30 protein-coding genes, 1 tRNA gene and 1 pseudogene are annotated in these 25,484 nt (G+C 56.8%); all 32 read right to left on the bottom strand.

Annotation, left to right across the window (positions count from 1 at the left end):
* Positions 1-558, bottom strand: coding sequence for a Rieske (2Fe-2S) protein (locus tag ABC336_RS01935; protein WP_413237056.1), 558 nt, complete (start codon positions 556-558; stop codon positions 1-3).
* Between the two features lie 261 nt (positions 559-819).
* The gene (locus ABC336_RS01940) at positions 820-1,239 is read right to left on the bottom strand and encodes a DUF2487 family protein (RefSeq protein ID WP_413237057.1); all 420 of its coding nucleotides are present in this window, start codon (positions 1,237-1,239) and stop codon (positions 820-822) included.
* Between the two features lie 135 nt (positions 1,240-1,374).
* Entirely contained in the window at positions 1,375-1,560 is a 186-nt protein-coding gene (locus ABC336_RS01945) for an IDEAL domain-containing protein (RefSeq protein WP_413237058.1), read from the bottom strand.
* Between the two features lie 55 nt (positions 1,561-1,615).
* Positions 1,616-2,122: a gamma carbonic anhydrase family protein gene (locus tag ABC336_RS01950; RefSeq protein WP_413237059.1), complete on the bottom strand. Its 507-nt coding sequence runs from the start codon at positions 2,120-2,122 to the stop codon at positions 1,616-1,618.
* 58 nt (positions 2,123-2,180) lie between these two features.
* Entirely contained in the window at positions 2,181-3,389 is a 1,209-nt protein-coding gene (locus tag ABC336_RS01955) for a hypothetical protein (RefSeq protein WP_413237060.1), read from the bottom strand.
* A 65-nt stretch (positions 3,390-3,454) separates the two neighbouring features.
* Positions 3,455-4,027 carry a histidine phosphatase family protein gene (locus ABC336_RS01960; protein WP_413242414.1) on the bottom strand — a complete coding sequence of 191 codons (573 nt, stop codon included), beginning with the start codon at positions 4,025-4,027 and terminating at the stop codon, positions 3,455-3,457.
* A gap of 98 nt (positions 4,028-4,125) precedes the next feature.
* Positions 4,126-4,719, bottom strand: coding sequence for an anti-sigma factor (locus tag ABC336_RS01965; protein ID WP_413237061.1), 594 nt, complete (start codon positions 4,717-4,719; stop codon positions 4,126-4,128).
* Positions 4,716-5,312 carry an RNA polymerase sigma factor gene (locus ABC336_RS01970; protein ID WP_413237062.1) on the bottom strand — a complete coding sequence of 199 codons (597 nt, stop codon included), beginning with the start codon at positions 5,310-5,312 and terminating at the stop codon, positions 4,716-4,718. The genes ABC336_RS01965 and ABC336_RS01970 overlap by 4 nt, the downstream gene beginning before the upstream one ends.
* Before the next feature lie 531 nt (positions 5,313-5,843).
* On the bottom strand, positions 5,844-6,935 hold the full coding sequence (locus ABC336_RS01975; protein WP_413237063.1) for a prephenate dehydrogenase: 1,092 nt from the start codon (positions 6,933-6,935) through the stop codon (positions 5,844-5,846).
* Between the two features lie 3 nt (positions 6,936-6,938).
* Complete coding sequence (gene hisC, locus ABC336_RS01980) at positions 6,939-8,036, bottom strand: histidinol-phosphate transaminase (RefSeq protein ID WP_413237064.1); 1,098 nt, start codon at positions 8,034-8,036, stop codon at positions 6,939-6,941.
* Between the two features lie 90 nt (positions 8,037-8,126).
* A complete protein-coding gene (gene trpA, locus ABC336_RS01985) occupies positions 8,127-8,933 on the bottom strand; it encodes a tryptophan synthase subunit alpha (RefSeq protein WP_413237065.1) in 807 nt (268 codons plus the stop codon).
* Positions 8,920-10,125 carry a tryptophan synthase subunit beta gene (gene trpB, locus ABC336_RS01990; RefSeq protein ID WP_413237066.1) on the bottom strand — a complete coding sequence of 402 codons (1,206 nt, stop codon included), beginning with the start codon at positions 10,123-10,125 and terminating at the stop codon, positions 8,920-8,922. Before trpB ends, trpA begins: the two co-directional genes overlap by 14 nt.
* The gene (locus tag ABC336_RS01995; protein WP_413237067.1) at positions 10,122-10,778 is read right to left on the bottom strand and encodes a phosphoribosylanthranilate isomerase; all 657 of its coding nucleotides are present in this window, start codon (positions 10,776-10,778) and stop codon (positions 10,122-10,124) included. The genes trpB and ABC336_RS01995 overlap by 4 nt, the downstream gene beginning before the upstream one ends.
* Entirely contained in the window at positions 10,775-11,572 is a 798-nt protein-coding gene (gene trpC / locus ABC336_RS02000) for an indole-3-glycerol phosphate synthase TrpC (protein ID WP_413237068.1), read from the bottom strand. Before trpC ends, ABC336_RS01995 begins: the two co-directional genes overlap by 4 nt.
* Complete coding sequence (gene trpD / locus ABC336_RS02005) at positions 11,562-12,608, bottom strand: anthranilate phosphoribosyltransferase (protein ID WP_413237069.1); 1,047 nt, start codon at positions 12,606-12,608, stop codon at positions 11,562-11,564. The genes trpC and trpD overlap by 11 nt, the downstream gene beginning before the upstream one ends.
* Positions 12,609-12,620: 12 nt before the next feature.
* A complete protein-coding gene (gene trpE / locus ABC336_RS02010; protein WP_413237070.1) occupies positions 12,621-14,171 on the bottom strand; it encodes an anthranilate synthase component I in 1,551 nt (516 codons plus the stop codon).
* Between the two features lie 335 nt (positions 14,172-14,506).
* A complete protein-coding gene (gene aroH, locus ABC336_RS02015) occupies positions 14,507-14,878 on the bottom strand; it encodes a chorismate mutase (RefSeq protein ID WP_413242415.1) in 372 nt (123 codons plus the stop codon).
* Between the two features lie 2 nt (positions 14,879-14,880).
* A complete protein-coding gene (gene aroB, locus ABC336_RS02020; RefSeq protein WP_413237071.1) occupies positions 14,881-15,978 on the bottom strand; it encodes a 3-dehydroquinate synthase in 1,098 nt (365 codons plus the stop codon).
* 1 nt (position 15,979) lies between these two features.
* The gene (aroC, locus tag ABC336_RS02025) at positions 15,980-17,149 is read right to left on the bottom strand and encodes a chorismate synthase (RefSeq protein ID WP_413237072.1); all 1,170 of its coding nucleotides are present in this window, start codon (positions 17,147-17,149) and stop codon (positions 15,980-15,982) included.
* A gap of 286 nt (positions 17,150-17,435) precedes the next feature.
* Positions 17,436-17,603 carry a hypothetical protein gene (locus ABC336_RS02030; RefSeq protein ID WP_413237073.1) on the bottom strand — a complete coding sequence of 56 codons (168 nt, stop codon included), beginning with the start codon at positions 17,601-17,603 and terminating at the stop codon, positions 17,436-17,438.
* Between the two features lie 60 nt (positions 17,604-17,663).
* Entirely contained in the window at positions 17,664-18,446 is a 783-nt protein-coding gene (locus tag ABC336_RS02035) for a CheR family methyltransferase (RefSeq protein ID WP_413237074.1), read from the bottom strand.
* A 64-nt stretch (positions 18,447-18,510) separates the two neighbouring features.
* Positions 18,511-18,954, bottom strand: a complete 444-nt coding sequence (gene ndk, locus ABC336_RS02040; RefSeq protein WP_413237075.1) for a nucleoside-diphosphate kinase — start codon at positions 18,952-18,954, stop codon at positions 18,511-18,513.
* A gap of 36 nt (positions 18,955-18,990) precedes the next feature.
* Positions 18,991-19,963 (bottom strand): annotated as a pseudogene (locus tag ABC336_RS02045) (polyprenyl synthetase family protein).
* A gap of 4 nt (positions 19,964-19,967) precedes the next feature.
* Positions 19,968-20,822 (bottom strand): menaquinone biosynthesis protein, encoded by an 855-nt coding sequence (locus ABC336_RS02050; protein WP_413237076.1) that lies wholly within the window; start codon positions 20,820-20,822, stop codon positions 19,968-19,970.
* Positions 20,785-21,441: a UbiX family flavin prenyltransferase gene (locus ABC336_RS02055; protein WP_413237077.1), complete on the bottom strand. Its 657-nt coding sequence runs from the start codon at positions 21,439-21,441 to the stop codon at positions 20,785-20,787. The genes ABC336_RS02050 and ABC336_RS02055 overlap by 38 nt, the downstream gene beginning before the upstream one ends.
* Complete coding sequence (locus ABC336_RS02060; protein WP_413237078.1) at positions 21,435-22,310, bottom strand: UbiA-like polyprenyltransferase; 876 nt, start codon at positions 22,308-22,310, stop codon at positions 21,435-21,437. Before ABC336_RS02060 ends, ABC336_RS02055 begins: the two co-directional genes overlap by 7 nt.
* Positions 22,307-23,026 carry a demethylmenaquinone methyltransferase gene (locus ABC336_RS02065; RefSeq protein ID WP_413237079.1) on the bottom strand — a complete coding sequence of 240 codons (720 nt, stop codon included), beginning with the start codon at positions 23,024-23,026 and terminating at the stop codon, positions 22,307-22,309. The genes ABC336_RS02060 and ABC336_RS02065 overlap by 4 nt, the downstream gene beginning before the upstream one ends.
* Positions 23,027-23,031: 5 nt before the next feature.
* On the bottom strand, positions 23,032-23,865 hold the full coding sequence (locus ABC336_RS02070) for a heptaprenyl diphosphate synthase component 1 (protein ID WP_413237080.1): 834 nt from the start codon (positions 23,863-23,865) through the stop codon (positions 23,032-23,034).
* A gap of 139 nt (positions 23,866-24,004) precedes the next feature.
* On the bottom strand, positions 24,005-24,541 hold the full coding sequence (locus ABC336_RS02075; RefSeq protein ID WP_413237081.1) for a hypothetical protein: 537 nt from the start codon (positions 24,539-24,541) through the stop codon (positions 24,005-24,007).
* Between the two features lie 105 nt (positions 24,542-24,646).
* Positions 24,647-24,868, bottom strand: a complete 222-nt coding sequence (mtrB, locus tag ABC336_RS02080) for a trp RNA-binding attenuation protein MtrB (RefSeq protein WP_413237082.1) — start codon at positions 24,866-24,868, stop codon at positions 24,647-24,649.
* Between the two features lie 88 nt (positions 24,869-24,956).
* Positions 24,957-25,033, bottom strand: a tRNA-Pro gene (locus ABC336_RS02085).
* 112 nt (positions 25,034-25,145) lie between these two features.
* On the bottom strand, positions 25,146-25,481 hold the full coding sequence (locus ABC336_RS02090) for an HU family DNA-binding protein (RefSeq protein ID WP_413242416.1): 336 nt from the start codon (positions 25,479-25,481) through the stop codon (positions 25,146-25,148).
* Positions 25,482-25,484 lie beyond the last annotated feature (3 nt).

Below are 25,484 nucleotides of genomic sequence, written 5' to 3' on the forward strand. Positions count from 1 at the left end.
TCAAACTCTTGTGTTCGGCTTCAGTGGACCGAGGTATACGACGCCTTCGCGGAGCTCCACTTCGTACTCGTCGAGCGGGTTCGGCGCGACGGCCAGGTTCTTGCCGTCCTTGTCGTACTTGGCGTCGTGGCAAGGACAAAAGTACTGATTGTCATTTTGCGTATTCCAGTTGATCGTACAGCCCAGATGCTTGCAGATCGGCGAGAGCGCGAAGATCGTGCCGTCAGCGCCTCTGGAGATCCATGCCGTCAACTCCGGCGTGCTCTCGTACCAACCGTCGACCTGGTTGATCTGAAAGCGGAATTCCTGCGGTTCTTCCGTGACGCTGCTCTCCTCGACGACCTTGACGAATGTCCCTTCCGCTTGCGGCATCAGCAGTGGATCCACGGCAAAGCGGATCATCGGGAGCACGGCTCCAACACCCATAAATGCCGTTGCGCCGCCCAATGTATATGCTAGAAACTGACGCCGGGACATCTCTTTGCGACGTACAGGTTGATGCGCGGCTTCACGTTGACGCTCTTCATCAGGCAAATACGTGCGTTCCTTTTCTTCCATCTTCTGTTCTACCCCCTTTAGCAACCGTATCTTGCATTCTGCCGAGTGGACAAAACACAACGAACTAGGACATTACTTATAATAGCTCAGAGCCCCATAAGCGTCAAGAATGAGCCGGTCGATTTAAGTCGATGAACAAATATCCGCTCTTAATTTGTTGACGTTTTGTCACAATTGGCCTTCTCTGGAATATATGATCCCACCGGGGGCCCGCTTTATACCTCTATTCCGCCTATGACCGCAAGTCATGACTGAAGATCGTTATCCATTGTTGCGTGTCCAGCATTGCATAACTTTCTCTCTCACCTCTGAAGCCGGGGGCAGCTTGCCGTCCTGATCCGGGATGACCACCAGATCGGCCTGCTCCGTGCCTGGCAGCGGCAAGTGTATCGCGCTCACAAGAATGACATACTTGAACCCGGCGCTCCGTTTGAGTTCGCTGCACAGCCTCTCCAGCATCGGCTTGTCCTCAGCCCCCCAATAATGACAAGCGGGGTAGATGACTACCCTGCCTTTGAAGGGCTGCTCGATCAGATCGATGGCATCGGCCAGCTTCTCCAGAGCCGTTGTCGTCTCTAGCGGATTCCCGCCGCCGGTCAAGCCTGTGACCGGAAGCAGGCAGGTATCGTAGTACATCCCGTTCTCCTGCCATTGTGCTTCTGTTAATTCACTGAACTTCATCGTCTGCTCTCCTGTCTGTCGTTTTGTTCATCGTATCATGACAGGTCTGAAGAAAGCAAAAAGGCTTGCCGCTGCTACTGGATTCATCCAAGTAACCGCATGCAAGCCCGGCAGATAAGTCTGCCCCGCGCCCTGCTAGTCTTGACTCAGAGCGTTCCACTGCTCTGCGAGCCGGCGAAACGTATCCTCGTCACCAGCCGCCAACGCTTGATCAATGGCTTGCTGGATTCGCTCTTTGTTGAATCGCCGAACGGCTTCGTCCAGGACCATCTCGGCAGTCAATCCCAGCATCGCCTCATAAGTGACCTTCATTTTGTCCATAGGATACATGCACCTCCAGACCAGGTTGAAGCCAGACTGCTATACCATCGTTCCTCTACTTGCTTGTGTATTCCTCGCCTTTGCGGACATAACTCTCCATCGTCTTCTTCATCCGCAGCAGATCGGCATCGGTCAGTTCTCTGACCGCCTTGGCAGGCGAGCCGAGCGCCAGTGTATAGGGGGGGATGGTACGGTTTTCCGTGACGAGCGAACCTGCCCCTACTAAAGCATATTCACCAATCTCTGCACCGCTCAGTACGATGGCCCCCATACCGATTAATGTGCCTCTGCCTATTTTGCAGCCGTGGATAATCGCGCCGTGGCCTACCGACACTTCGTCTTCCAGCAGCAGCGGCTGATCCGTATTGACATGAGCGACAACGTTGTCCTGGATGTTGCAGCGGCTGCCGATCCGGATTGGTGCCAGATCGCCGCGGAGAACGCTATTAAACCAGACGGTGCTTTGACTGCCGATCCGGACATCGCCGACCAGCTTGGCGCCTTCGGCTATGTATACGGATGGATCGATCTGAGGCATGATGCCCTGATAGGGAATGTACATCCGGGTTGCCCTCCTTTAGAGTGGTGGAAGACATTCTATCAGCAGCGGCACTCGCCTGTCAACGGTTCACACGGGCGTTTCCAACTCGATACGATCCTTCTCTCCGACATACACGCCTGACACGACGGCATGGCCGATCTTGGTCATTCGCACGACCTCCATGCCGGTGATGCTCTCCGATTCGCAGCAGTCCCATATGCATCATCATCGCCAGGATCCGTGTCTCCAGAACATCGGACGCGTTATCATAATAAAAAGGCTTGATGTACGGCAACAACTGAGATGCCAAAGAGGCTGTCGTAACCCATGGGTCGGCAAGTACATGAATCCAGTTGGCCAGCGTCAGGATATTGGGGATAGCCCCCTTATACAGCCTCAGCCAGAACCTGTACAGTTCAGTTGGCTCCGGCAGCATCCGCTCCTCGAGCATCCGCGTGCCTGAAGGCGCAATGACCAGTCGCCCGGACTCTTCCTTGAACAGCTGATCGTAGTAACCGTAATCATAGATCAGCGACATCCGGTTCGGATATTCCTTCATCCGTTTGCCGTAGCCGAATCGCCAAGCGCCGCGTCCTGGCGGCTCTTCCAGAATATGCATGGATTCCAGTACCTGGAGGATACTTCGCTTATACATATATCCCTCGGCCGTAATCGCCGGCTCATGCTGGCGGATATATCTAAGCAAGGTGAGTACATCTTCAGCCAACAGCTGCTGCTCGTCCCGGAAGCCGTCCGGCTCCTCGATATATTGCAGCTGCTCGCGCATCGTCAATGCCATCTGCTCCCGGAATCTGTCACGAAGATCGGTAGGCACATGAAGGAGATAGCGGGAGGATCCCGAGAAGCCGTTGAACAGCCAGCCGGCCTCTTTGAACTTGACGATCGTCGAACGCGGTCCTGCCGGCTGCGGCGGGTCGATCTTCTTGCTCCTGGTCTTACGGGACTTCCCCCCGGGGGGCTGGTGCTTACGATCGGCTATCGCAGCAGACTTCTGTTCCTGATCAAATCGCCCCTGCTGCACTCTGGCGATCAACTCCTCCAGGCTGTAAGCGTACTGGGTGTCGAACAACAGTGTACCCAGGAACCGACGTTCGGCTATCGTCAGCTCGTTCAACTGCTGCTTGACTGCTTCCCGGCGGCTGATCGTGGATAGAATAGTCTGAATCAGCTCATTTTTGGAATGGCTGTTGCATTGCAGCCGGTACTGCTCGGCTATCCTGTTCAACTGTTCGATATCCGCATACCCTAGCATCTCCGCAAGTTTCATCCTGCACCTCCCTGCGCTGTTACTAACCAGTATAGGAAGAAAGATGAAAAATAAACGTGGATCGCTCAATCTTGCAAATGCATGGAGCAGTTATGCAATATCGACACCCATGATTCATCCCGCAGCTCCAAAATCGAATAGGACATATTGCCGATATAACTGTCATCCAGATTATCGCAAAGCGAATGCAGCATCCGGCTCAAAAAGCTGCCATGCGTCACCACGAGCAGCCTGTGCTGCGGCTCGGCCTTCCGCATGTCGTCGATAAACGCCATTCCGCGCCGGGTCACCTCGTCATCGGATTCCTGACCGCCATAAGTCTTTCTCCAGTCGGGTCCCCATCGCTGCAGGCGCTCCTCTTCCGTCGTGCCTTCGATCTCGCCGAAGCTCCGCTCGCGCAATCTTGGATCTGCAGGCAGCAGAGGGATGCCCAACCGCTGCGCGATGATCCTCGCGGTTTCTCTGGCCCGCTGCAGGTCGCTGGAGATGACCGCCTCCCACCGCAGCTCGTCCGTGGCCAGCCGCTCAGCCAGTCTGAACGCTTGCGCCGTCCCCTCTTCATTGAGCGGAATATCCGTCTGACCCTGGATTTTGCCAGCCGCATTCCATGCTGTACGGCCGTGCCGCACCCATCCCATTTGCACTTTCGTCCATCTCCTTCGTCTTTGCCTTTATCCTGATTAGATCTTATCATGCCAAAGGAAAACCCTCCAGCACCATACGCTGGAGGGCTTCATTAGGTTCTTGTTCGGAGCAGCCAGTTCATCGCCAGGAGCGTCATCAACAACCCTGCGACCGACATGGTGATCAGATAGGTCGGTACGGACCGGGGCACGTTCAGGACAAATGGGTCGCTGATGCTGGCCATCGGTATCGCCTCGTTAAACTTCGCACTGACGGTCGTCACTCCGCTGCCGTCCAGCATGCCCGGCATCTGGATGATCTGCTCAGGTGCCGCAGGCGAAGTCGACCCGAACATCATGAAGGCCAGTGCGACCATAAAGAACACCATGCAGCAGGCGAGCGCGGCGACCGATCTGCGGCGGACATGGCCTGCAAGAGCACGGCCTCGTCTGCGGAGCGGCGTCAGCCACGACTGTTCTCGATAGATCCGGTCCATGACATCGCGGTTCATCGCGGCATAAGAGACTTTGGGCGCATCTTCCTCCGCCAAGGCTCGGATCAGCAGGCGGCTTTCTTCCCAGAGCTTCAGCTCTTCCTGGCAGGCCCGGCACTCTGCCGTGTGCAAATCAACCGACAGCCTGCGCGGATCCCCGTCTGCCAGATCCCAATACCATGCGAATGTTTGTTGCGCTTCTTCACATGTCATCTTAACTTCATCCCTTCGTATTCCACTATCGTACTTGTCTCGCCAAAATACGGCTCCAGCTGTGACTTGACACTCGCTCTTGCCCGAAACAGTAACGATTTGACGGAACTGACCGATTGTCCGAGAATCGCAGCGATCTCCTGGTACTCCAGTTGATCATACTCGCGAAGGATGAGGGCGGAGCGTTGTTTCTCGGGCAGGTTGTTGATGGCTCGCCTCACGAGCGACATCCGTTCATTAAGCAGCAGCTGCTGCTCGGGTACTGTCTCTATGGGGGCAACCGGTATGTATCCTGATTCATCCAGGGAGATATTCCCGGATTTTTGCTTGCGCAGTTCGCTAAGTACCGTATTGCGGGCGATCGTGTAAAGCCAGGTTGAGAAGGAGGCGTCTACCTCCCGGAACGAATGCAGGCTGCGATACGCTTTGTAAAAGGTTTCCGAGCACAAGTCCTCCGCCATAATCTCCATGCCGGCGCCTTTTAGCATATGATAAATAAAAGTGAGAATCTTGCGCTGATATTTTCGCATCAGATCCGAATACAACTGTACGTTGCCATCCTTGATCTCTCTGATTAATTGTGAATCCGTCATGCAAGAGACCCTCCTTGGCCTTCGGAGTGATCATCCCGGTACCGGATTACTAGAAGAGAGGTTCAACCTTATCGGTGCTGAAAAACCGATCTCTTTGAAATTTCACTACTAGTTAATACCGAGCCGGAAGGAAAAAGTTGCGGCTGTAATCTAAAAAAGTAGGAATCTATCATTAACCGTTCTGTCGGAATGGGAAGCATCTCCAATTATTTACATTGATACGTTTCATTTTATCACACCGGACCAAACCGCGGTCCAAAACTTTTCTAAATTTTTTTTCATGAGAATTCAATTTCATAATGCTTATTTGGAGTTATGAAATTGATTCATGAAGAAGACAAAAAAAAGACCACTTCAATGAAGTGGCCCATGCCTATTTTCGAGGCAAACAGTTTGGATAGGAGTGGAGAGAAACCATACTGTAGTTCTTATTATATGTATCCGTTTTCAATTTGTCAATAAGCGTTTTCATTTTTTTTGATAAACGCAAAAAAAAAGCACAGACAGGACGTATGCCTGCCTGTGCTTTCACTAATCGTGCACTGTGTAACCGAGCGACTCCAGCAGCTCACGGGCAGCATCGAGATCAGCCTGCTCCCGGAAGGAGAGCCGCAAAATGCCCGGCACATCCTCCCGGCTCTCAATAATCTGCAGATTGCTCAAGTTGATGTGCTGATCGCCCAGCAGCGTCGCGATCTTGCCGATAATACCCGGGTGATCCGGCACATCCACATAACATTCATAGAGAGAATGAATCATGCCCTTGCGCCGCTCCGGCAGCTGGTTGCGGAAGGCGCCTGCCAGCCGGAACGCCTCCTCTACCCCGTCCCCATCCTCCTGCTCGATGAGCCGGGCAAACCGGGACGTCTCGTCCTGCCAATCCTTGAGGAGCTCCAGCAGCACCTTCTTATTGTTAAGAAGGATATCGCGCCAGACGACCGGCTCGCTCGCAGCGATCCGGGTGATATCCCGGAAGCCGCCGGCCGCCAGCATGCCGTACAGGTCGTTGTCCTGGTGGTAACCGCGCACCTGATTGACCAGTGCCACAGCGATGATATGCGGCAGGTGGCTGATCGCGCCGACAATCTCATCATGCAGTTCGGGGTCGACGCTGACGATCTTCGCCTTGGTATAGGCGAGCAGCGCCTGCAGACGATCCAGCGCCTCCTGCGGCGTCCCCGGCTCCGGCGTCAGCACGTAGTAGGCATTCTCGTACAGATGCGACGTGGCCGCTTCCACCCCGGATCGCTCCGAGCCGGCCATCGGGTGCCCGCCGATAAATATCGCACCGCCCAGCCGCAGCTCCCGTGCACACGCGGCTACCGAAGCCTTGGTGCTGCCTACATCGGTGATGATGCAGCCGGACTTCAAGGGCAGGCGGCTGAGCGCCTCCACATATTCGGCCAATGATCCGACTGGTACGCACAGGAAGATAAAGTCGGCATCCGCTGCCGCCTCTTCCATCGAAGTGGTGGCGTGATCCACGACGCCGCGTTCCATATATTTGGCTACGGACGACTCGCGAACCGAATGGCCGACCACCTGCAGCCCCGGCTTGTCTTTGAAGCACAACGCCAGCGAGCCGCCCATCAAGCCAACGCCAAAAATTGCAATTTTGGTCATCAGCTACACTTGCACTGCAAGTTCCTGCAGCACTTCCTCCAGTGCGGCGATGAACTTCTCGTTTTGTTCCTGGCTCCCTACCGTGATGCGGATATGCGTAGGATAATAGCTCCAGCGGGCTCTGGCGATGATGCCTCTGCGGAGCAATCCGTCGAATACCTGTTGGGAAGGATGCTGCGCATCGAACATGATAAAGTTGCCGTAGGCCGGGAAATAAGACAGTCCCAGGCGCTCGAACTCACCGGCCAGATAACGGATCCCCTTCGTATTGCTTTCACGGCACATCGTGATGAAAGCTTCGTCGGCCAGGGCAGCACGCGCCGCCGTCTGGGCAAACCGCGTCGTGTTAAACGGCTCGCGGACCTGGTTGATCGAACGGATGACATCAGGGTGTCCTACGCCGTAGCCGATCCGCAGCGAAGCCAGACCATAGATCTTGGAGAACGTGCGCAGCAGCACCAGGTTGGGATGACTGGCAAGCAGCGACAGCCCGTCGGGGTATGCCGCATCATCAATGTATTCACAGTAAGCTTCGTCCAGCACGACAAGGACCGAATCCGGCACGCGACGCAGAAAATCCGCGACTTCATCATGGGTAACGATCGTGCCGGTAGGATTGTTCGGGTTGCAGATCCAGACGATCTTGGTCTTGTCCGTTACCCGGGCCAGCATCGCTTCCAGATCATGCTTGCCCTCGCGGAGGGGCACCTCGATGACGACCGCATTCTCGATCTCGGCATTGTGCTTGTACTGCGGGAACGTCTCGTCAGCCATGATCGTCTCGTCGCCTGCCACGATATAGGCGCGCGCCAGCATCAGGATGACCTCGTCAGAACCGGCTCCGAAGATCAACTGCTCCGGCTTCACGCCAAGCTTGGCCGCCACATCCTGGGTCAGCGCTACGCTTGCGCCATCGGGATAAATGCTCGTATTGGACAGCTCGGCGGTAATCGCAGCCTTCGCTTCCTCCGAGCAGCCGTATGGATTTTCGTTGGAAGCAAGCTTGATGACTTCGCTCAGGCCAAGTTCGCGCTTGACATCCTCTACCGGTTTACCGGGCTGGTAGACAGGGAGATGGGTTATATTTTGCTTTGGCTTCAATAGGGTCACCTCATCGACAGTTGTATCCGAAAACGGGTGTTTGCACACCGCGCTTCTGTGCCATCTATTGTCTCATAAGTCGCCGCTGATTTAAACCTTCAGTTGGCGGACGTATTCATAAATTTCGCGCAGGCCTTCTTCCCGCAGGGCGGGATCCTCCAGCTTGGGGATGGATTCCTCGATCCGGCGCACGATGGCGCTGCCGACGATGACGCCATCCGTCTTGCCGGCGAAGCGCAGCACCTGCTCGCGGCTGGAGATGCCGAAGCCGACGGCAATCGGCGTCTCGGTAGCGGAACGGACCGTCTCCAGGAACTCATCGATGCCGTGATGAAAGTCGGCCCGCACGCCGGTCACCCCGAGCGAAGACACGCAGTACACAAAGCCTCTGGCCTTCTCAGCAATGCGCTTCACCCGGTCATTGGAGGTCGGCGCCACCAGCGGAATCAGATGTACATCCGCCGTCTCCGCCATCTCCCGCACTTCGCCGTCTTCTTCGATCGGCAGATCCGGGATGATCAGACCGCTGATGCCATGCTCCCGGACTAATCCGAAGAAGCGCTCAAGGCCCAGCTGCAGGACAGGGTTGTAGTAGGAGAACAGGATGAATGGCAGCTTGACGCCAGCCGCCCGGGCCGCCGAAGCGACCTCGATGCAGTCGGCTACGGTGACGCGGTGACGCAGCGCCCGCCCGGAAGCCCGCTGGATCACGGGACCGTCTGCTAGCGGATCCGAGTAGGGAACACCCAGCTCGATCATGTCCGCTCCGGCTTCCTCCAGCGTCCGGATGATCTCGACCGTTGTCTTGAGATCCGGATCGCCCACAGTCAGAAACGGGATAAGCGCCGTCTCCTTGCGCTCCCTCAGCTGCCGGAACGTCTCATCAATGCGATTCATGCGCATTCCCTCCCAGATACCCCATAATCGATTCTACGTCCTTGTCGCCGCGGCCCGAGAGGCTGACGACGATCGTTTTGTCGCGGCCGAGCGTTGGCGCCAGCTTCATCGTCTGGGCGATCGCATGGGCAGACTCCAAGGCCGGGATGATGCCTTCTTTGCGGGAGAGCAGCTGCAGCGCCTCGAGCGCCTCAGCATCGGTAACCGGGACATAGCTCGCCCGGCCCGAATCCTTGAGATACGCATGCTCAGGCCCGATGCCGGGATAATCGAGTCCGGCGGAGATCGAATGTGCCGGCTGCACCTGGCCGTAATCATCCTGCAGGACATAGCTCAGCGAGCCCTGGAAGACGCCATGGCTGCCTTTGGTCATGGTCGCCGCATGCTCGTCCGTGTCCACGCCTCTGCCCGCTGCTTCGACTCCGATCAGCTGGACCGACTCGTCCTCGATGAACGGGTAGAAGATACCGATCGCGTTGCTGCCGCCGCCTACGGCTGCGACCACGTAATCAGGGAGCGCGCCGTATTCTTCGAGCATCTGCGAACGGGTCTCATCGCCGATGATGCGCTGGAAGTCGCGGACGATCATCGGGTAAGGATGCGGTCCGGTTACGGATCCCAGGATATAATACGTATCGTCAACATGACTGACCCAGTAGCGCAGCGTCTCATTGCATGCGTCTTTCAGCGTTCTGGTGCCGGAGGTGACGGGCACCACCTCCGCGCCCAGCAGATTCATGCGGAACACATTGAGCTGCTGGCGCTTGGTGTCCTCCTCGCCCATGAACACCTTGCATTCGAGACCGAGCAGCGCCGCGACGGTTGCCGATGCGACGCCGTGCTGACCGGCACCGGTCTCGGCAATGATCTTGGTCTTGCCCATACGCTTCGCGAGTACACCCTGACCGAGTGTATTATTGATTTTGTGAGCGCCGGTATGATTAAGATCCTCTCGCTTCAGATAGATCTTCGCGCCGCCCAGATGCTCCGTCAGACGCTCCGCATAATATAGCGATGTCGGGCGACCGGAATATTTTTTGAGCCAATAACGGACCTCTGCTACAAAGTCGGGGTCTTTGGCATAATGCTTATAAGCCTCTTCGAGCTCAAACAAAGCATTCATTAATGTCTCCGGCACATAACGTCCGCCGAAGATTCCATACCGGCCGCTACTGTCTGGCACTTGCTTCATGCTTCCTTCACCCTTTCGATGAACTGCTTGATTAATCCGATATCCTTGATGCCATCCTTCTCTACGCCGCTCGAGATATCGATGCCTTGCGGCGCGTAATCCCGGATCAGCTCCTGTACATTGCCAGAATGAAGCCCCCCTGCCACATAGAGCGGGATGCCGAGCCGGCGAGCTTCCTCGGCATAGGCGGGGATCAAATGCCATTGGAAGGCCTTGCCCGTCCCACCGCCGGCTGTATCGATGAGCAGGGCGTCGATCGTGCCGGCATAGGGCGCTAGCCTGGCCGCCACATCGCCCGTCTCCTCGCCGGCGGAGAGCACCTTCCATACCTCGCGTCCCAACTGGTCCTTCACTGCATGGCACAGCTCGGGATCCTCTTCCCCGTGCAGCTGCACCACATCGAGCTGCGCTGCAGCCAGGATCCCCGTCAGCTCAGCCAGCGTCGGATTGACGAAGACGCCGACCGTCCGCGGCTGCAGACCCTGCCTATTGCGCAGCATCGAGACTTCGCTGATCAGATCCTGCGCCTGCTCCGGCGTCACTTGTCTGCGGCTCTTGGCGAAGATGAAGCCGATCTCGTCGACTGCCAGACCGTCCATCGCCCGGATCGTGTCTGCATCCCGCAGTCCGCAGATCTTCACTCGGGTCGTCATGCGACACCCGCCGGACCCATGATCGTATCGACAGCTTCACGGACATCGGCCTGCCGCATGAATGATTCGCCGATCAGGACGCCGTGCGCGCCGATGCTCTCCAGATAGCCGATATCCTCAGGCGCTGCGATCCCGCTCTCGCTGATCACGGTAGCCGTCTTAGGCATCATGCCGATCAAGCGCTCGGTCGTCTTCAGATCGGTGGAGAAGCTGCGCAGATCCCGGTTATTGACGCCGATCAGCGTTGCCTGGCCCACCTCCAGTACCGTCGCCAGTTCCTGCGCGTCATGCACCTCCACGAGCACATCCATGCCGAGACTGCGAGCCAGCGTATCGTACTCTGCGAGTTGTCCGGCTGAGAGGATCGCGGCAATCAGCAGGATCGCGTCCGCTCCCATGAGCCGCGCTTCATACACCTGCCGGTGGTCGATGATAAAATCCTTGCGCAGCAGAGGCACGCGAACAGCCTCGCTGACAGCGGTCAGATAATCAGGCGAGCCCTGGAAAAATTCGACATCAGTCAACACTGAAATACAGTCAGCTCCCGCTTCCTCGTAGATCCGTGCCAAGGCAACGGGGTCAAAATCAGCCCGGATCAGCCCCTTGGATGGCGAGGCCTTCTTCACTTCGGCGATCAGTCCCAGATTCCGCTGACGCCGTTCCGTGAGCGCTTTTTCGAAGCCGCGGCACGGCGGCAAAGCCGCGATCCGCCGTTCATAGTCCTGCACCTCGAAGCCTTCGGCCAGTCGCTCCACTTCGCGCCGCTTGGCCGCTACGATCGTATCAAGAAACATGTGCGCACTCTCCTGTCGTCAAGATCAATTGCTCCAGCTTGGCGGCAGCGCTGCCTTCATCGATCATCTGCAGCGCCACGCCCACGCCTTCCTGCAGCGAAGAAGCAGCTCCGCCGACGTAGATGCATGCACCTGCATTGGCCGCCACAATCGCCCGGTAAGCCCCCTGCTCTTCTCCGCCTAGTACCTTGCGGATCAACGCGGCATTGGTCGCCGCATCTCCGCCCATCACTTCGCCAAGGGGATACGTCTGCAGGCCTAGCGACTCGGGCGTGATATCAAACGTGCGCAGCTGCCCGTCCTTCAGCTCGGAGATCTGGGTCGGCGCCGAGATGCTGATCTCATCCAGCCCGTCATGGCTGCTGACCACCATCGCCCGCTGCAGCCCCAGTCTGCCCAGCACCGCCGCCACCGTCTCGGTCCGCGAGCGGTCATAGACCCCTAGCAGCTGCCGGTCCGCTCCAGCCGGATTGGTGAGCGGTCCCAGCATGTTGAAGATTGTCCGGATCCCGAGCTCTTTGCGCGGCACTGCGGCATGTCTCATGGAGGGGTGGAACAACTGGGCGAACATAAAGCAGATGCCGATCTTCTCCAGACACTGACCCGCTTGCTCTGCAGTCAGTGTGATATCTACCCCCAGCGCCTCCAGCACATCGGCGCTGCCGGCTTTGCCCGACATGGCCCGGTTGCCATGCTTGGCCACTCTGACCCCGGCCGCTGCCGCGATGATCGCAGAGGCGGTCGAGATATTGAACTTGTGAATGCCGGAGCCGCCGGTCCCGCAAGTATCCAGCAGCCCGCTCTGCTCGGTCCGCACCCGGTAGGATCGGCTGCGCATCACCTCGGCGAACCCTGTAATCTCATCGATCGTCTCGCCTTTCATCCGCAGGGCTGTGACAACCCCTGCGATCTGAGCCGGCGTCGCCTCGCCGCTCATGATAATCTCCATCGTGCCCGCAGCTTCGGCTCGCGTCAGATCCTGTCCCTCGATCAGACGGGACAAGGCCAGCTGCATGGTCATCGTCTGCGTCGTCATCTCAGCTTCCCCCTAGGTTTGTATATAGTAATCCGTATTGAGCGCGCCGGCTGGTGCGCTGTGCCCCGTTGCCGGGAACATCGCTTCAGCCGCCCGGATCGCTTTGAGGCTCGATTTGGCTTTGTTCACCGTCTCCTCGTATTCCTTCTCCGGTACAGAGTCCCAGACGATGCCAGCGCCTGCCTGGACATAGGCTTTGCCGTGCTTGAAGACGATCGTCCGGATCGTAATGCATGTATTGAGACTGCCGCCAAAGCCGAGGTAGCCGATCGCCCCGGCATATGCTCCGCGGGCTTCATTCTCCAGCTCGGCGATGATCTCCATGGCCCGCAGCTTCGGAGCGCCGGATACGGTGCCTGCGGGCATACAGGAGACAAAAGCGTCGAAGAAATCCTTGTCCTTGCGCAGCTTGCCCGAGACATTGGAGACGATGTGCATCACATGCGAATATCGTTCGATCTCCATATAAGCGTCGCAATGGACGGTACCAAATTCGGCGACCCGCCCGATGTCATTGCGGCCCAGGTCGACCAGCATCAGATGCTCCGCCCGCTCCTTCTCATCTGCGAGCAGTTCCTTCTCCAGCGCCAGATCTTCCTCATCCGTCTTGCCGCGCGGCCGCGTACCGGCAATCGGCCGGGTCTCGACGCGGTCCCCGTCGACCTTGACGAGCGCTTCGGGCGATGTGCCGACGATCGTCTCCTCTCCCATTTTCAGATAATACATGTAGGGCGACGGATTCATCGTTCGCAGCACCCGGTATACGTGGAGCGGATCCACCTCGGTATCGATACTGAAGCGTTGGGACAACACTACCTGGAAGATGTCGCCGGCGCGGATGTATTCCTTCGCCTGCTGTACGTTGTGAATGAATTGATCTTTGGTCACATTGGAGTTGACCTCTCCCAGATCCGGATCCGTCGGCATACCGCTGCTTGTCAGCATCGGTACAGCGAGCGGCTGCTGCAGACGGGCTAGGGCGGCATCGATACGTGTCAGCGTCGACTCGTACACAGCGGCTATCTCGGTGTCGGTCGCCCCTTCGGGAATATGCACGTTGCCGATCACCTGGATCTGCTGCTTGAAGTGGTCGAAGACGATGATCTGATCGCAGAACATGAACTGCAGATCATTCATGTCCAGATCGTCGATCCGGTGCGCCGGCAGTTTCTCATAATACTGGAGCAGGTCATAACCAAAAAATCCGATCGCCCCGCCTGTAAAGGAAGGCATGCCCGGCATGTCGGGACTGCGGAAGCTGCGCAGTCTCGCCTTGAGCAGCTCCAAGGGACGCTCGCTCGTCGTCTGCTTGCCGTGCTTGTCTTCGATCGTCATTACGCCGTCCTTGCCGGAGATGAGCATGAACGGATCCGTACCGATGTACGAATACCGTGCCCATTTGACGCCGCCCTCGACGCTCTCGAGGAGGAAAGCATGGCTTTCCTGGCTGAAATGCTGGAACAGGCGGATCGGCGTTTCCGTATCCGCCAGCGCATGACGGGCGATCGGGATCAGGTTGTATTGCTTGGCCAAGGTGATAATGTGCTGCAATTCGGTGGTCATGGGCAATCCCCTTCCTTTCTACTCCAAAGGCAATAAAAAAGCTCCTGCGGATAGCAGGAGCTTGTGATCGATTAGGCCTGGATCCGGAATGCGCACATGGGAACATCAACGAACGGAATGGGAACGAAGGCAAGGCAAATACACCTCTCCTGCGAGTCTCCTCCAATGTCAGTCCCAAACAGCACTCTCTTCTCAACTCAGCTCATCTCTCACTAGGCTACGCTCTGCTCATCTCGATCTCAAAACTGCTGCGTCTGTCTCCCGCTACCGGGACCCAAACGCCAATAACGCTTACCTAAATCTAATCAACACTATACCTCAGCAAGCCTGATTCGTCAATTCTTGGCCGCCAAGTCCGGTCTCAGCGCCCTTGCGCCGCCAAGATAGATATGACGGATTTCTTCCTGGCTGCGATCGGTATTGACCATCACCATCAGACGAATACAGTGCTGCAGACTGCCTTTGACTGGCACCTCCAGCGAACACATGAGCGGCACCAGCTCCCAGCCAGGCAGCCGCCGGATCGCCACTGCCGGAAATGCGGCATCCAGGTCATGGGTGACGGTTATGAAAATGCTGCCCACTTGATCCGGCACCAGCTGATTCTCCTTGATCATATCGTCAAGCATCCGTGCGGTTGCATCGAGAATCTGCTGTTCCTCGTTGGCGTCTACCGTAATCGCCCCGCGAATCCCCCGAACATTCATCACTATACGGCCTCCTTCTTCAACTGCTCCACAATCACGCGCACCCTGGCGGCATCGACTGCAGGGTTGATCTCCACCTTGCCGATCGCTGTCGGGACGATAAATACCATCCGGCCCTCCACGAATTTCTTGTCGAACATCATGGCATTCATAATCGCATCAATATCGTAGTGCTCCGGCAGCCTGACCGGCAGCCCGCAGCGCTGCAGCACTCGCTTGGTTACAGAGTAGACTTCTTCGGGGGCGCCCAACTCGACGCCCAGTCTCGCTGCGCCCACCATGCCGATCGAGATCGCTTCACCGTGGAGCAGCTCACCGTAATGACCGACCGCTTCCAATGCGTGTCCGATCGTATGCCCCAGGTTCAGGATCGCCCGCAGGCCGCTCTCGCGCTCATCCTGAGAGACAACGGCAGCCTTGACGCTGCAGCCTTTGTAAAGGGCATAGCCGAGCGCATCCGCATCCAGCGCCAGCAACTCCTCTGCATGCTCGTCGACCCAATCCACGAATTCGGCGTCCCAGATCAGACCATGCTTGACCACTTCCGACAAGCCGGCACTGATGTCACGGGGCGGCAGCGACTGCAGCGTCGCCAGATCGTACAGTACCAGCTCCGGCTGATGGAAGGCGCCGATCACGTTCTTCGCCAGGCGGTGATTGACGGCGACCTTGCCGCCAACACTGCTGTCATGGGCCAGTATCGTCGTCGGCACTTGCACGAATCGGATGCCGCGCATATAGGCGGCAGCCACGTATCCCGCCAGATCACCGACGACCCCGCCGCCGAGCGCGACGACAGCAGATTTGCGGTCCAACCCCGCCTGCAGCGCCTCTGTCATGATCTGCTCGAACATCTCCAGCGACTTGGAGGCCTCGCCGGACGGCACTATAGTAGAGACAACATTATATCCCGACGCTTCCAGCTGCTCCGTCAGCGGCGCCAGATAGTGCGGCGCCACCTGTGTATCGGATACGATCAGCACAGGCGAACGCTTGATGATGCCATGCTTGGTGAACAGCTCGCCCGCACGCCCCAGCAAGCCTTCACCGATATAGATCGGATAGGAGCGTTCGCCAAGATCGACTGTGAGCTCCCTCATCCTAGTACTGCCTCACTTGTTCGAGATACGAAGTAACGTTGGCGCGCATCTCGTCGATGGAATCGCCGCCGAACTTCTCCATGAACGCCCGGGCGACCTCCCAGGCCACTACATGTTCCATGACGACGCTCGCTGCCGGTACGGCACAGCTGTCCGAACGCTCCACCTGAGCGGTGAACGCTTCCTTGGTATCGATATCGACACTGCGGAGCGGCTTGTATAGTGTGGGGATCGGCTTCATCACGCCGCGGACGACGATCTGCTCGCCTGTCGTCATGCCCCCTTCGAAGCCTCCTGCCCGATTGGAGGCCCGGTGATACCCGCGCTCCTCCGTATACAGGATCTCGTCATGAACCTTGGAGCCGCGCATCTCGGCGGCTTCGAAGCCGATGCCGATCTCGCAGCCTTTGAAGGCGTTGATGGAGACGACAGCCTGCGCGATTCGGGCATCCAGCTTGCGGTCCCATTGCACATGGCTTCCCAATCCGACAGGCACGCCTTCGATGATGCACTCGACGATGCCGCCGATCGAGTCGCCCTCGGCTTTGACCTGGTCGATATGCGCCATCATCTTCTCTTCCGTCTCTTTATGGACGACACGGACCGGCGATTCCTCGGTCTGCGCGATGAGCTCGTCGACAGATAGCTGGTTCGCCGGCGCTTCGATCTCGCCGATCCGGATGACTTGGCCGGCGACCTTGATACCGAACTCTGCCAGCAGCTGGCGGGCAACCGCGCCGATCGCTACCCGGGCGGCCGTCTCCCGCGCGCTGGAGCGTTCCAGCACATTGCGCAGGTCCTTCAGATTGTACTTGAGTCCGCCGTTCAGATCAGCATGTCCCGGACGCGGACGGTGGACGCGGCGCTTCTCTTCATCTCCGCCCTCGATCGGCTCGATGTTCATGACTTTGGTCCAATGCTTCCAGTCGTTATTGGCCACGACCAGCGCAACCGGCGCTCCAGTCGTCCGGCCGTGTCTGACGCCGCCTACGATATCGGCTGTATCCTTCTCAATCTGCATTCTGCGGCCTCGGCCATGTCCTTTTTGGCGGCGCTGCAGCTGAAAGTTCAATTCCTCAAAATCCAACGTCAGATTGCTGGGCAATCCTTCAATAATGGCGGTGAGCTGGGGCCCATGAGTCTCCCCTGCTGTAAGGTATCGCAAAGTCAATTCGGTTCCTCCTCGAAGTTTCTAGCGGCAGTCCAAAATCCGCATGCGGGATGCGGATACAAAGCTTGCATGATTCGCAGCGATCGGGCTATCGCCAGCCCTCTCGACATCTTTGCTAATTATAGTATAGCTCTGCAGGTTTGACAAGAAACAGGACACTAGAGTCATAGATGGGCCAACGCACCAAGCCCGCCTCCTGGAGCCTTGTCATAAAACGTAATGACGTCGCTCCAATGAGACGGGCTTGGTATCATCCACTGCTATGCCGGCCGCTGACCGGCTGCAGCTAACCGGAGACGGTCTGGCCGGCATGCCTGATTGCAGGCTCGGCGGCCAGTTTGGGATCGTTCAGGATGCCTGTCACGTGACGACTGTCCACCCCAAGGATCTGGGCGCACTCCTGAATAGATAGGATCCCGCGGCGGTACGCGGCAACGACCTTTCGCTTATCCATGTGCTACTCCCTTCACAATTGGTCAGTAGCCCTAGTATTGGAGGAATTGGCCAGCTCTATTCATCCTTGGCGCTTGCGATAAAAAAAGGTCTCCACCGTCTCCAGCTCATACTGCAGCGGCGAGAAGATCTGCTCTGTGCTGCCGACGAACAGCAGACCGCCCGGCCGCAGCGCCTGTGAGAACTTGCGGTACAGCTGCTGCTTGGCTTCTTCTGTGAAATAGATCATCACGTTGCGGCAGACAATAAGATCGAACGGCCCTTCGAACCGGTCATGCAGCAGGTTGTGCTGCTTGAACTTGACCGCTTTTTTGAGCTGATCCCGTACGCTATACAGCTCGTCGCTGACAGTAAAATAACGTTTGACATAAGAGGCAGGGACATCGCGGATCGAACGATCAAGATAATGACCAGTCTGCGCCCTCTCCAAAACCTTATGATCGAGATCAGTCGCCAGGATGCTTGAGCTTTCCAGCACGCCCAGATGATCGAGGATCATCGCCAGCGTGTAAGGCTCCTCGCCAGTGGAACAGGCAGCGCTCCATATTTTCAAACGGGGCGATTCCTTCAACAGCGCAGGCAAAAAACGCTGTTCAAGTGCTTGCCAGCGGTTAGGATTGCGCCAAAACTCGGAGACATTGATGGTCATCCGGTCGAGAAATTCATTCATCAGTTGCGGATCCTTCTGCAGGGTATCCATATAACTGTGGAAACTCGTAAAACCGTGTTTGGCGCGAAGCGTCGTGAGCCGCCGTTTCATCTGGGCTTCCTTGTACTGAGATAAATCGATGGCCGTTTTCTCCTTGATCCTCTTGATGAATAACGCAAAATCCTGATCCTCCAACGGATGCTCCCCCTTGTCTGACTTAGATGGCTGCCCCCAACTGCGGCGGCGTTAGCTCAACCGATCATATCCAGCGTTGAATTGTATGTTCGTAGTCCACAAGCTCTTCTTGTGTGAAGTACAGCTTAATCTCCCGCTCCGCGTTCTCAGCCGAATCTGAGCCATGGATGAGATTGAAATTGGTATGTACGGCATAATCGGAGCGGATCGTGCCCGGCGCCGCTTGCAGCGCATCCGTCTTGCCGATCAGAGCCCGTGTCAGGGCGATGACGCCATCGCCTCGCCACACCATGGCGAAGACGGGGCCGGAAGTGATAAATGCGATCAGCGGATCGTAATAGGGTCTTCCCGCATGCTCGGCATAATGTGCTTCTGCCAGCTTGCGGTCCAGACGCATAAACTTGGCGGCAGTCAACTGCAGCCCTTTTCTCTCCAGTCGACTGACGATATCTCCGATCAGACCCCGCTGAACGCCATCCGGCTTGATCATCAAAAACGTTTGTTCCATGATATGAGCCTCCTTCAATAGTGAACAGGGTTTGAGTTAAAAATTGCGTTTGGCCACAAACCGCGCGATATCGATCAGATGCTGCTTCGCTCCGATGTCCGGCAAACCATCCAGTGAAGCGATGGCTTTGTCGGTATAGCTGTCAGCCAGCTGTTCTGAGAGGACGATGCCTTTACTGCTGCGGATCAAGAACAGCGCTCGGGTAATGTCGGCTGCTTCTCCGAGCTCCCGGATCCGCGCGATCTCATCTCGCAGCTCGGCACCGGTACCCGCCTCCTGCAGTGCCAGCAGGACGGGCAACGTCATATTGCCTTGGGTAATGTCGGAGCCGGGCGGCTTGCCGATCTGTTTCTCGGTACCGCAGATATCGAGGACATCATCACGGATCTGAAACGCCATTCCTACGTTGTAGCCATACCGGTACAGCCGCAGCGCATCCCGACGGTCGCTATCTACGGCGATCGCGCCGAGCTGGCAGCTGACGGCGATCAACAGCGCTGTTTTGCGGCGAATCCGTTTGAGATAATGTCGGATCGACTGGCTCGTATTGAAGAAGTCTCTGATCTGTTCCATCTCTCCGATAGTCATCTGCAGGATCGCCCCGGACAACACCTTATGGATCTCGGGATGATCCAGCTCGGTCACCATCATCAATGCTTTGGCATAGATGTAGTCGCCCGTATACATCGCCACACGGTTGTCCCACTTCGACTTGACGGTCTGCTTGCCACGCCGGGTTTCGGCGTCGTCGATGACGTCGTCGTGGACGAGCGAGGCCATATGGATCAGCTCGAGCGGCGCAGCGATCCGCATCAGCCGGTCCGCGGTAATCGCCAAATTTGCCAGCCAGGAGCACGAACGCTGGACGCAGCCGCTTGCCTCCCGCCTTGAGCAGATGCAGGGAAGCTTCGCCAAGCAGCTGATGGTCGGTGCTGACGACAGCCTCCAGCTCGCGCTCGATAGTTTGCAGATCCGTTTTCAGTTTTGCGTATATTTCCAATAGTTTCATTCGTTCACCCATGCGACAGAGATTGATGGTTCAAGTATTGCATCCGTACGTCTTGCTCCAGCAGGCCGAGCTCTCTTGCATAACGGAAGTATAGCGACAGCCCCGCCTGCTGACTCGGCCCAAGATCATAATTGAGCTCTTGAAAGTAACGCCGCCAATAAGCGGGCTCCCCGCCTAGCTCCTCACAAGCGCGAGCCACCAGCAGCTCAGGCTGCTGCAAGCTGCGGCGTTTGCTGTCCAGCAGCGCCTCATGGAGCTCGCTCAACAGCTCAGGCTGCTGCTGCGCAACATCCTTGCGGGCGGCCACGACAGCGTAAGTCATCCCGTGTCCCGTCCAGCGCCGCCACAATGCGCCGAGATCAATGATCTGACAGCCGGTATCCCGCCAGGATGCCTTGATGGCTGTATCGCCGATCAGCAAGGCGGCGTCTGCCGACTCCAGCATATCATCAAGTGAAGGGGCAGTTGTCGTGTAGTGCGGCTGAGCGCCATAGTAATTGTGCATAAGGATGCGCAACAGGTTGACCGAGGTGGCTGACGTATTGGTCATGGCAATCGTCCCCTGCAACACCTCTTCAAGCGGCCGTTTCATGAACAGCAGGATCGAGTTGACTCTGTCTTCCGAACTCACGGACAAGCCGGGCAGCAGGATATAATCGTCGCTGTGCTGGGCATAGGCAAACGAAGAGATCGCAGCCACATCCAGTTCCCCACGCTGCAGCCCAGCGTTGAGACGGGCAGGAACCTGAGTCGTGACCTGCACGCCGCCGCCTAGCCTTGCTTCATGCAGATGAAAAAAAATCGGCCATGCATTGGCATAGTCAATCCGACCGAGGGTAATCGGGTGTCTGCTCTCCAAGGTGCTCTTCCCCCCATCTTCTGTACAGATCGTGTGCCATTGACATGTTGTCCATCATCTTGCCGACAAGGAAATCGACCATTTCCTTCATCGACTGCGGCTTGTAATAAAAAGCCGGCATCGCCGGAATCAGCTTGACGCCAAGTCTGGCCAAGGCCAGCATGTTCTCCAGATGAATCGCATGCAGCGGCGTCTCTCTCGGCACCAGGAGCAGCTTGCGGCCTTCCTTGAGCATCACATCGGCAGCCCTGGTCAGCAGGTTGTCGGAAGAGCCGTGGGCAATCCCAGACAGCGAGCCCATAGAGCAGGGAACGATGATCATCCCTTCAGTCAGAAACGAGCCGCTGGCGATCGACGCTCCGATGTCACGGTTGTCGTGATAGTGCAGACTGCCTGGGCTCGTCCTGTCAAAATAACGTTCCAGCGTATCGCGGCGTCTTGCGACATCCCAGCCGAGCTCCTCCTTGATCACCCGCCACCCGGCATCTGTTATGACCAGATGGAGTTCAATACCTGAAGCAAGCAACTCTTCGCAAAGTCTTATGCCGTAGATAGCCCCGCTCGCGCCGGTGATGCCGACGATCCAACGCGGGGCTCTCGCAGTATGTCCAGCTACCATCGGTGCAGCACCACCAAATCGACAAAGGTGAATACGAACACGACCACGCTGAGTGCACCATTCATCGTGAAGAAGGCGGTATTCACTCTGGTCAGATCATCAGGTTTTACCAGCCGATGTTGGTACACCAAGATCAACAGCGCCGCCAGCAGACCAACCAGATACCCCGTTCCAAGATCGGTTAACCAGTAGAGAGCGATCAAGCCGGCTCCCGTCAGGAGATGGAAGGCTCTCGCGATGCCCAGCGCGCCAGCCAGCCCAAAGCGGGCTGGAATCGAATGAAGACGCTCCTTGCGGTCGAACTCAAAATCCTGGCAAGCATAGATGATATCGAATCCCGCTGTCCAGAGGGCAACGGATACATACAATAGCATGGCCGTCCAGTCCACCGCTCCGGTTACGGCAACCCAACCGCCTAACGGTCCAAGTCCGATCGTCAGACCCAGGACGATGTGGCACAGCCAGGTGAACCGCTTCGTATAGGAGTAGATCACCAGCATGAACACGGCAAGCGGGAGAAGGATGACTGCCAATTGATTAAGCTGAAATGCTGCGAAGAACAATAGGGCAAACGATATGATGACGAACAGCAGCACTTCGCCCGAGCGAAGCAGTCCGGCCGGCAAAGCCCGATTCTCTGTACGGGGATTGCGCAGATCGATCGCTTTGTCGATCAGCCTATTCAACCCCATCGCTGCGCTGCGGGCACCGACCATAGCGAGGATGATCCAGCCGATCTCCGCCCACGAAGGCAGCCTGCCCTGCATCGTAACGGCGCCCAGGATGGCGCCGACGAACGCAAACGGCAGAGCGAGGATCGAATGCTCGAATTTGATCATTTCCAAAAAAATGCGTGTTTTGCGAATCATGCCTTATCCGTTCCCTTCGTGCCCATGTGAAGCGCCGCCACACCGCCGGCAAAGCCATAGTCCCGAACATCCTGCAAGCCGATCTCGCGATAAATCTCCGCCAAGCGCTTCCGGTCCGGGAAAGTGACAAGCGACTCTGGCAGCCACTTGTACTGCTCATGCGATTTGGCGATGAGCTTGCCCAGGAGCGGCATGATCTTCCGAAAATAGAAGTAGTAGAAAAACTTGAACGGCTGCCAGCCGGGCTTGGACATCTCCAGGCAGACGACTTGACCGCCGGGCTTGACGACCCGCTTCATCTCGCTTAGCACCTTGATCACGTCGGGAACATTGCGCAGACCGAAGCCGATCGTCGCATAATCAAAATGGTTGTCGGGATATGGAAGCGACATCGCGTTGCCCTGGACAAGCGTAACCTGTCGAGAGAGACCCATCTTGTCCAGTTTTGTCTTGCCGACATCGAGCATGGCCTGACTGAAATCGAGTCCGACAATGCCGCCCGTCTTGCTCGCCTGGGCGATATCAATCGTCCAATCGCATGTACCGCAGCATAGATCGATCGCCGTGTCGCCCGGACTCATCGCCATCTTGCGCATCGTAAACTTTCGCCAGGCTTTATGCCTGCGAAAGCTGATCAGATCATTCATCATATCATACTTGGGCGCTATGCGCTCAAATACTGAGTGTACATGCTGCTCCTTGGCTTGTTGTTCCATCTGTGTCACCTCGTCTCATTGAATGCTGGAGCGGGGCTAGCCTCAGCAGCCAACAAATCTTCGCCGATCCGGCGCAGCACCTCCGCCATCATCGGCGCCCGTGTATCCGCGAGCTTGCGGAGATCGGCCACAGCCAGCTGTAGTTCTCCTGCTATCCGGTCGTGTACAGCAGCGCGGACCCCGGGCTCTGCGGCCCCCGCATCCACCATCCCGTACTCCCTCAAGAGCCAATACCCCAGACTCCAGTGAAATCCAGCCGGATCATGCAGACGGTCCAGCTCACCGGCCAGCAGCTCCGCCCGGCTGACCGATTCGACCAGCTCTTCCCAGCATGGCCTCAGCTCGCGGCTGATCATCTCTGTGAACGAAAGCAGCAGCTGTGATCGCTGCGCCACGCCACATGCAATATAGCCGTCGCTATCCAGACGTTCCTGCTGCATCGCAGCGTACTGGTCCATCTTGAGCCGGTTAATCTCGCACACCGCCTCGCTTAGTTTGCGGATCACCTGGATCTGGCCGGCATGAGCGAGCAGATGATAGAACCGGCCGCTGAAATAATCGCCGCCGAGTACTCTCAACTGACGCTCCCGCATCTCCATCTCGGAGCCGGTCTCGCGCTGTGTGTCGATCCAATCATGTGTATCGAGTCCCAATTGGAGCAATCCGACGACCAGCACATACAGCTCATTGTGTTGCGGAGGGGATGTAGGCTCTCCGGTCAGCGCGACATAGAGCAGTCGGGTCCGCGCCTCTGTAAATGCAGGCAGTCCGGTAAACCGGTGTATCATATCGTACGCAATAAATTTATTGGCAAGCTCAGGAATTCTATAAGGTTTCATCGGTCAAGCCTCCGAACAGCTGTCAGCCTTTATGAGGTTGTTCAACAAATGAACAAATATCTAAATTATTATAGCACATCCCAAAATCAGAAGTATATCAAAAGTGTGTCCCTTCCTTGGCACTTTGACCCCTTGACGGTTATTCCGCAAGCGAGCCGTAACGACGCACCCACTGCGAAGTCACGCTGATCCGAAACAACGCACGCCACTGTGGCTGCAGCATATCTCCTGCGCTAAGACCAGGCAGATAACGCTTCAGCTCCGCATCCGAGCTCCGGACATCTGCTGCCATCAGCAGCCGGACATGGACGCTCTCTTCTTCAAGGAAACGGATGAGCAGCCGGTCGACATTGGACAGACCGACAAATGCCAGATCAAGCATCGCAAGCAGATCGCCGTTGATCTGCTCTGACTCCGCTTCCGGTCCGACGGCAAAGTCTACGGCCAGTTCGGAGCCGTCCCATTGGACTCGGGCCAGCTGATTGTACCAGCTCTGTCTGCCAAGCACATCGACAAGGTTGTACGGACTCAATAGTCCATCGTCGTCCGGGCTGAACGCGGCAGTCTCTTGTCCGCCGCTCGGCCGCGTCCAGGCGCCGCCTGGCAGCTCTGCGAGGACATAGACGGCGAGCGAAGCCAGCATGGCCGACAGAAACAACTGCCTCCAGATTCGCATCACATCAGCCCCCGCATCCGATATTGGAGCGCTCCGGACGATATCCGGCCAGTCCCCCATACTTCATTGTATAACAAAAAAAGCAGGCTATGCCTGCTTTCCCGTTTAATTATCGGTATCCATGGAGCCGTACTTGGTTAACACCGACGCCTTGCCGCGAATCTTGATCGCGGAGGTGTGATCAGTAAACTGCGCAATCAGAATTTCGCCACGATCCAGCTTCTCCGTGTGGTGAAATTTGGTGTCCAGGCCGCGAGTCAGTCCGATGACCTGTACGCCTTGTTCCTTCGCTTTGACCACGATATAATCGCCATGTGTTGCGTCCATCGCTTGAGCCCTCCCCAGATCGATTTCAAAAAAACGGCCTTCCCGCCGGTAACCGGTCAACAGGAAGGCAGTGTGCAAATTATGTAACTGGTCGGAGTAACAGGATTTGAACCTGCGACCTCACCCACCCCAAGGGTGCGCGCTACCAGGCTGCGCCATACCCCGATAATGCCATATATAATGTGCAAAATCGAGTCTACCGAAAAGTTGGTGAAAAGTCAACTTGGATTTTTAGAAAACGTCCGAACAGAATCATTCGGACGTTGCTAGCTCACGCTTAGTTGGATACGAGATCTTTCAGGGATTTGCCTGGCTTGAACGCTGGCATCTTGCTTGCAGCGATCTCAATCTCTTCTCCGGTTTGCGGATTGCGGCCTTTGCGGGCCGAACGTTCGCGAACTTCGAAGTTGCCAAACCCAACCAATTGAACCTTGTCTCCGCCTTGCAGCGCATCAGAGATGGCATCAAAAACAGCATCTACTGCTTTTGTCGCATCCTTCTTGGAAAGCTCAGTTGTTTCGGCTACTTTAGCAATCAAATCTGTTTTATTCATGTGTTCACCTCCTCTGACGGCAACGGTGGTCGCTTCATTATCATTCTGTTTAAACCGAATCCA

The organism is Paenibacillus jepli (assembly GCF_047238105.1).
Lineage (GTDB): Bacteria > Bacillota > Bacilli > Paenibacillales > Paenibacillaceae > Paenibacillus_D.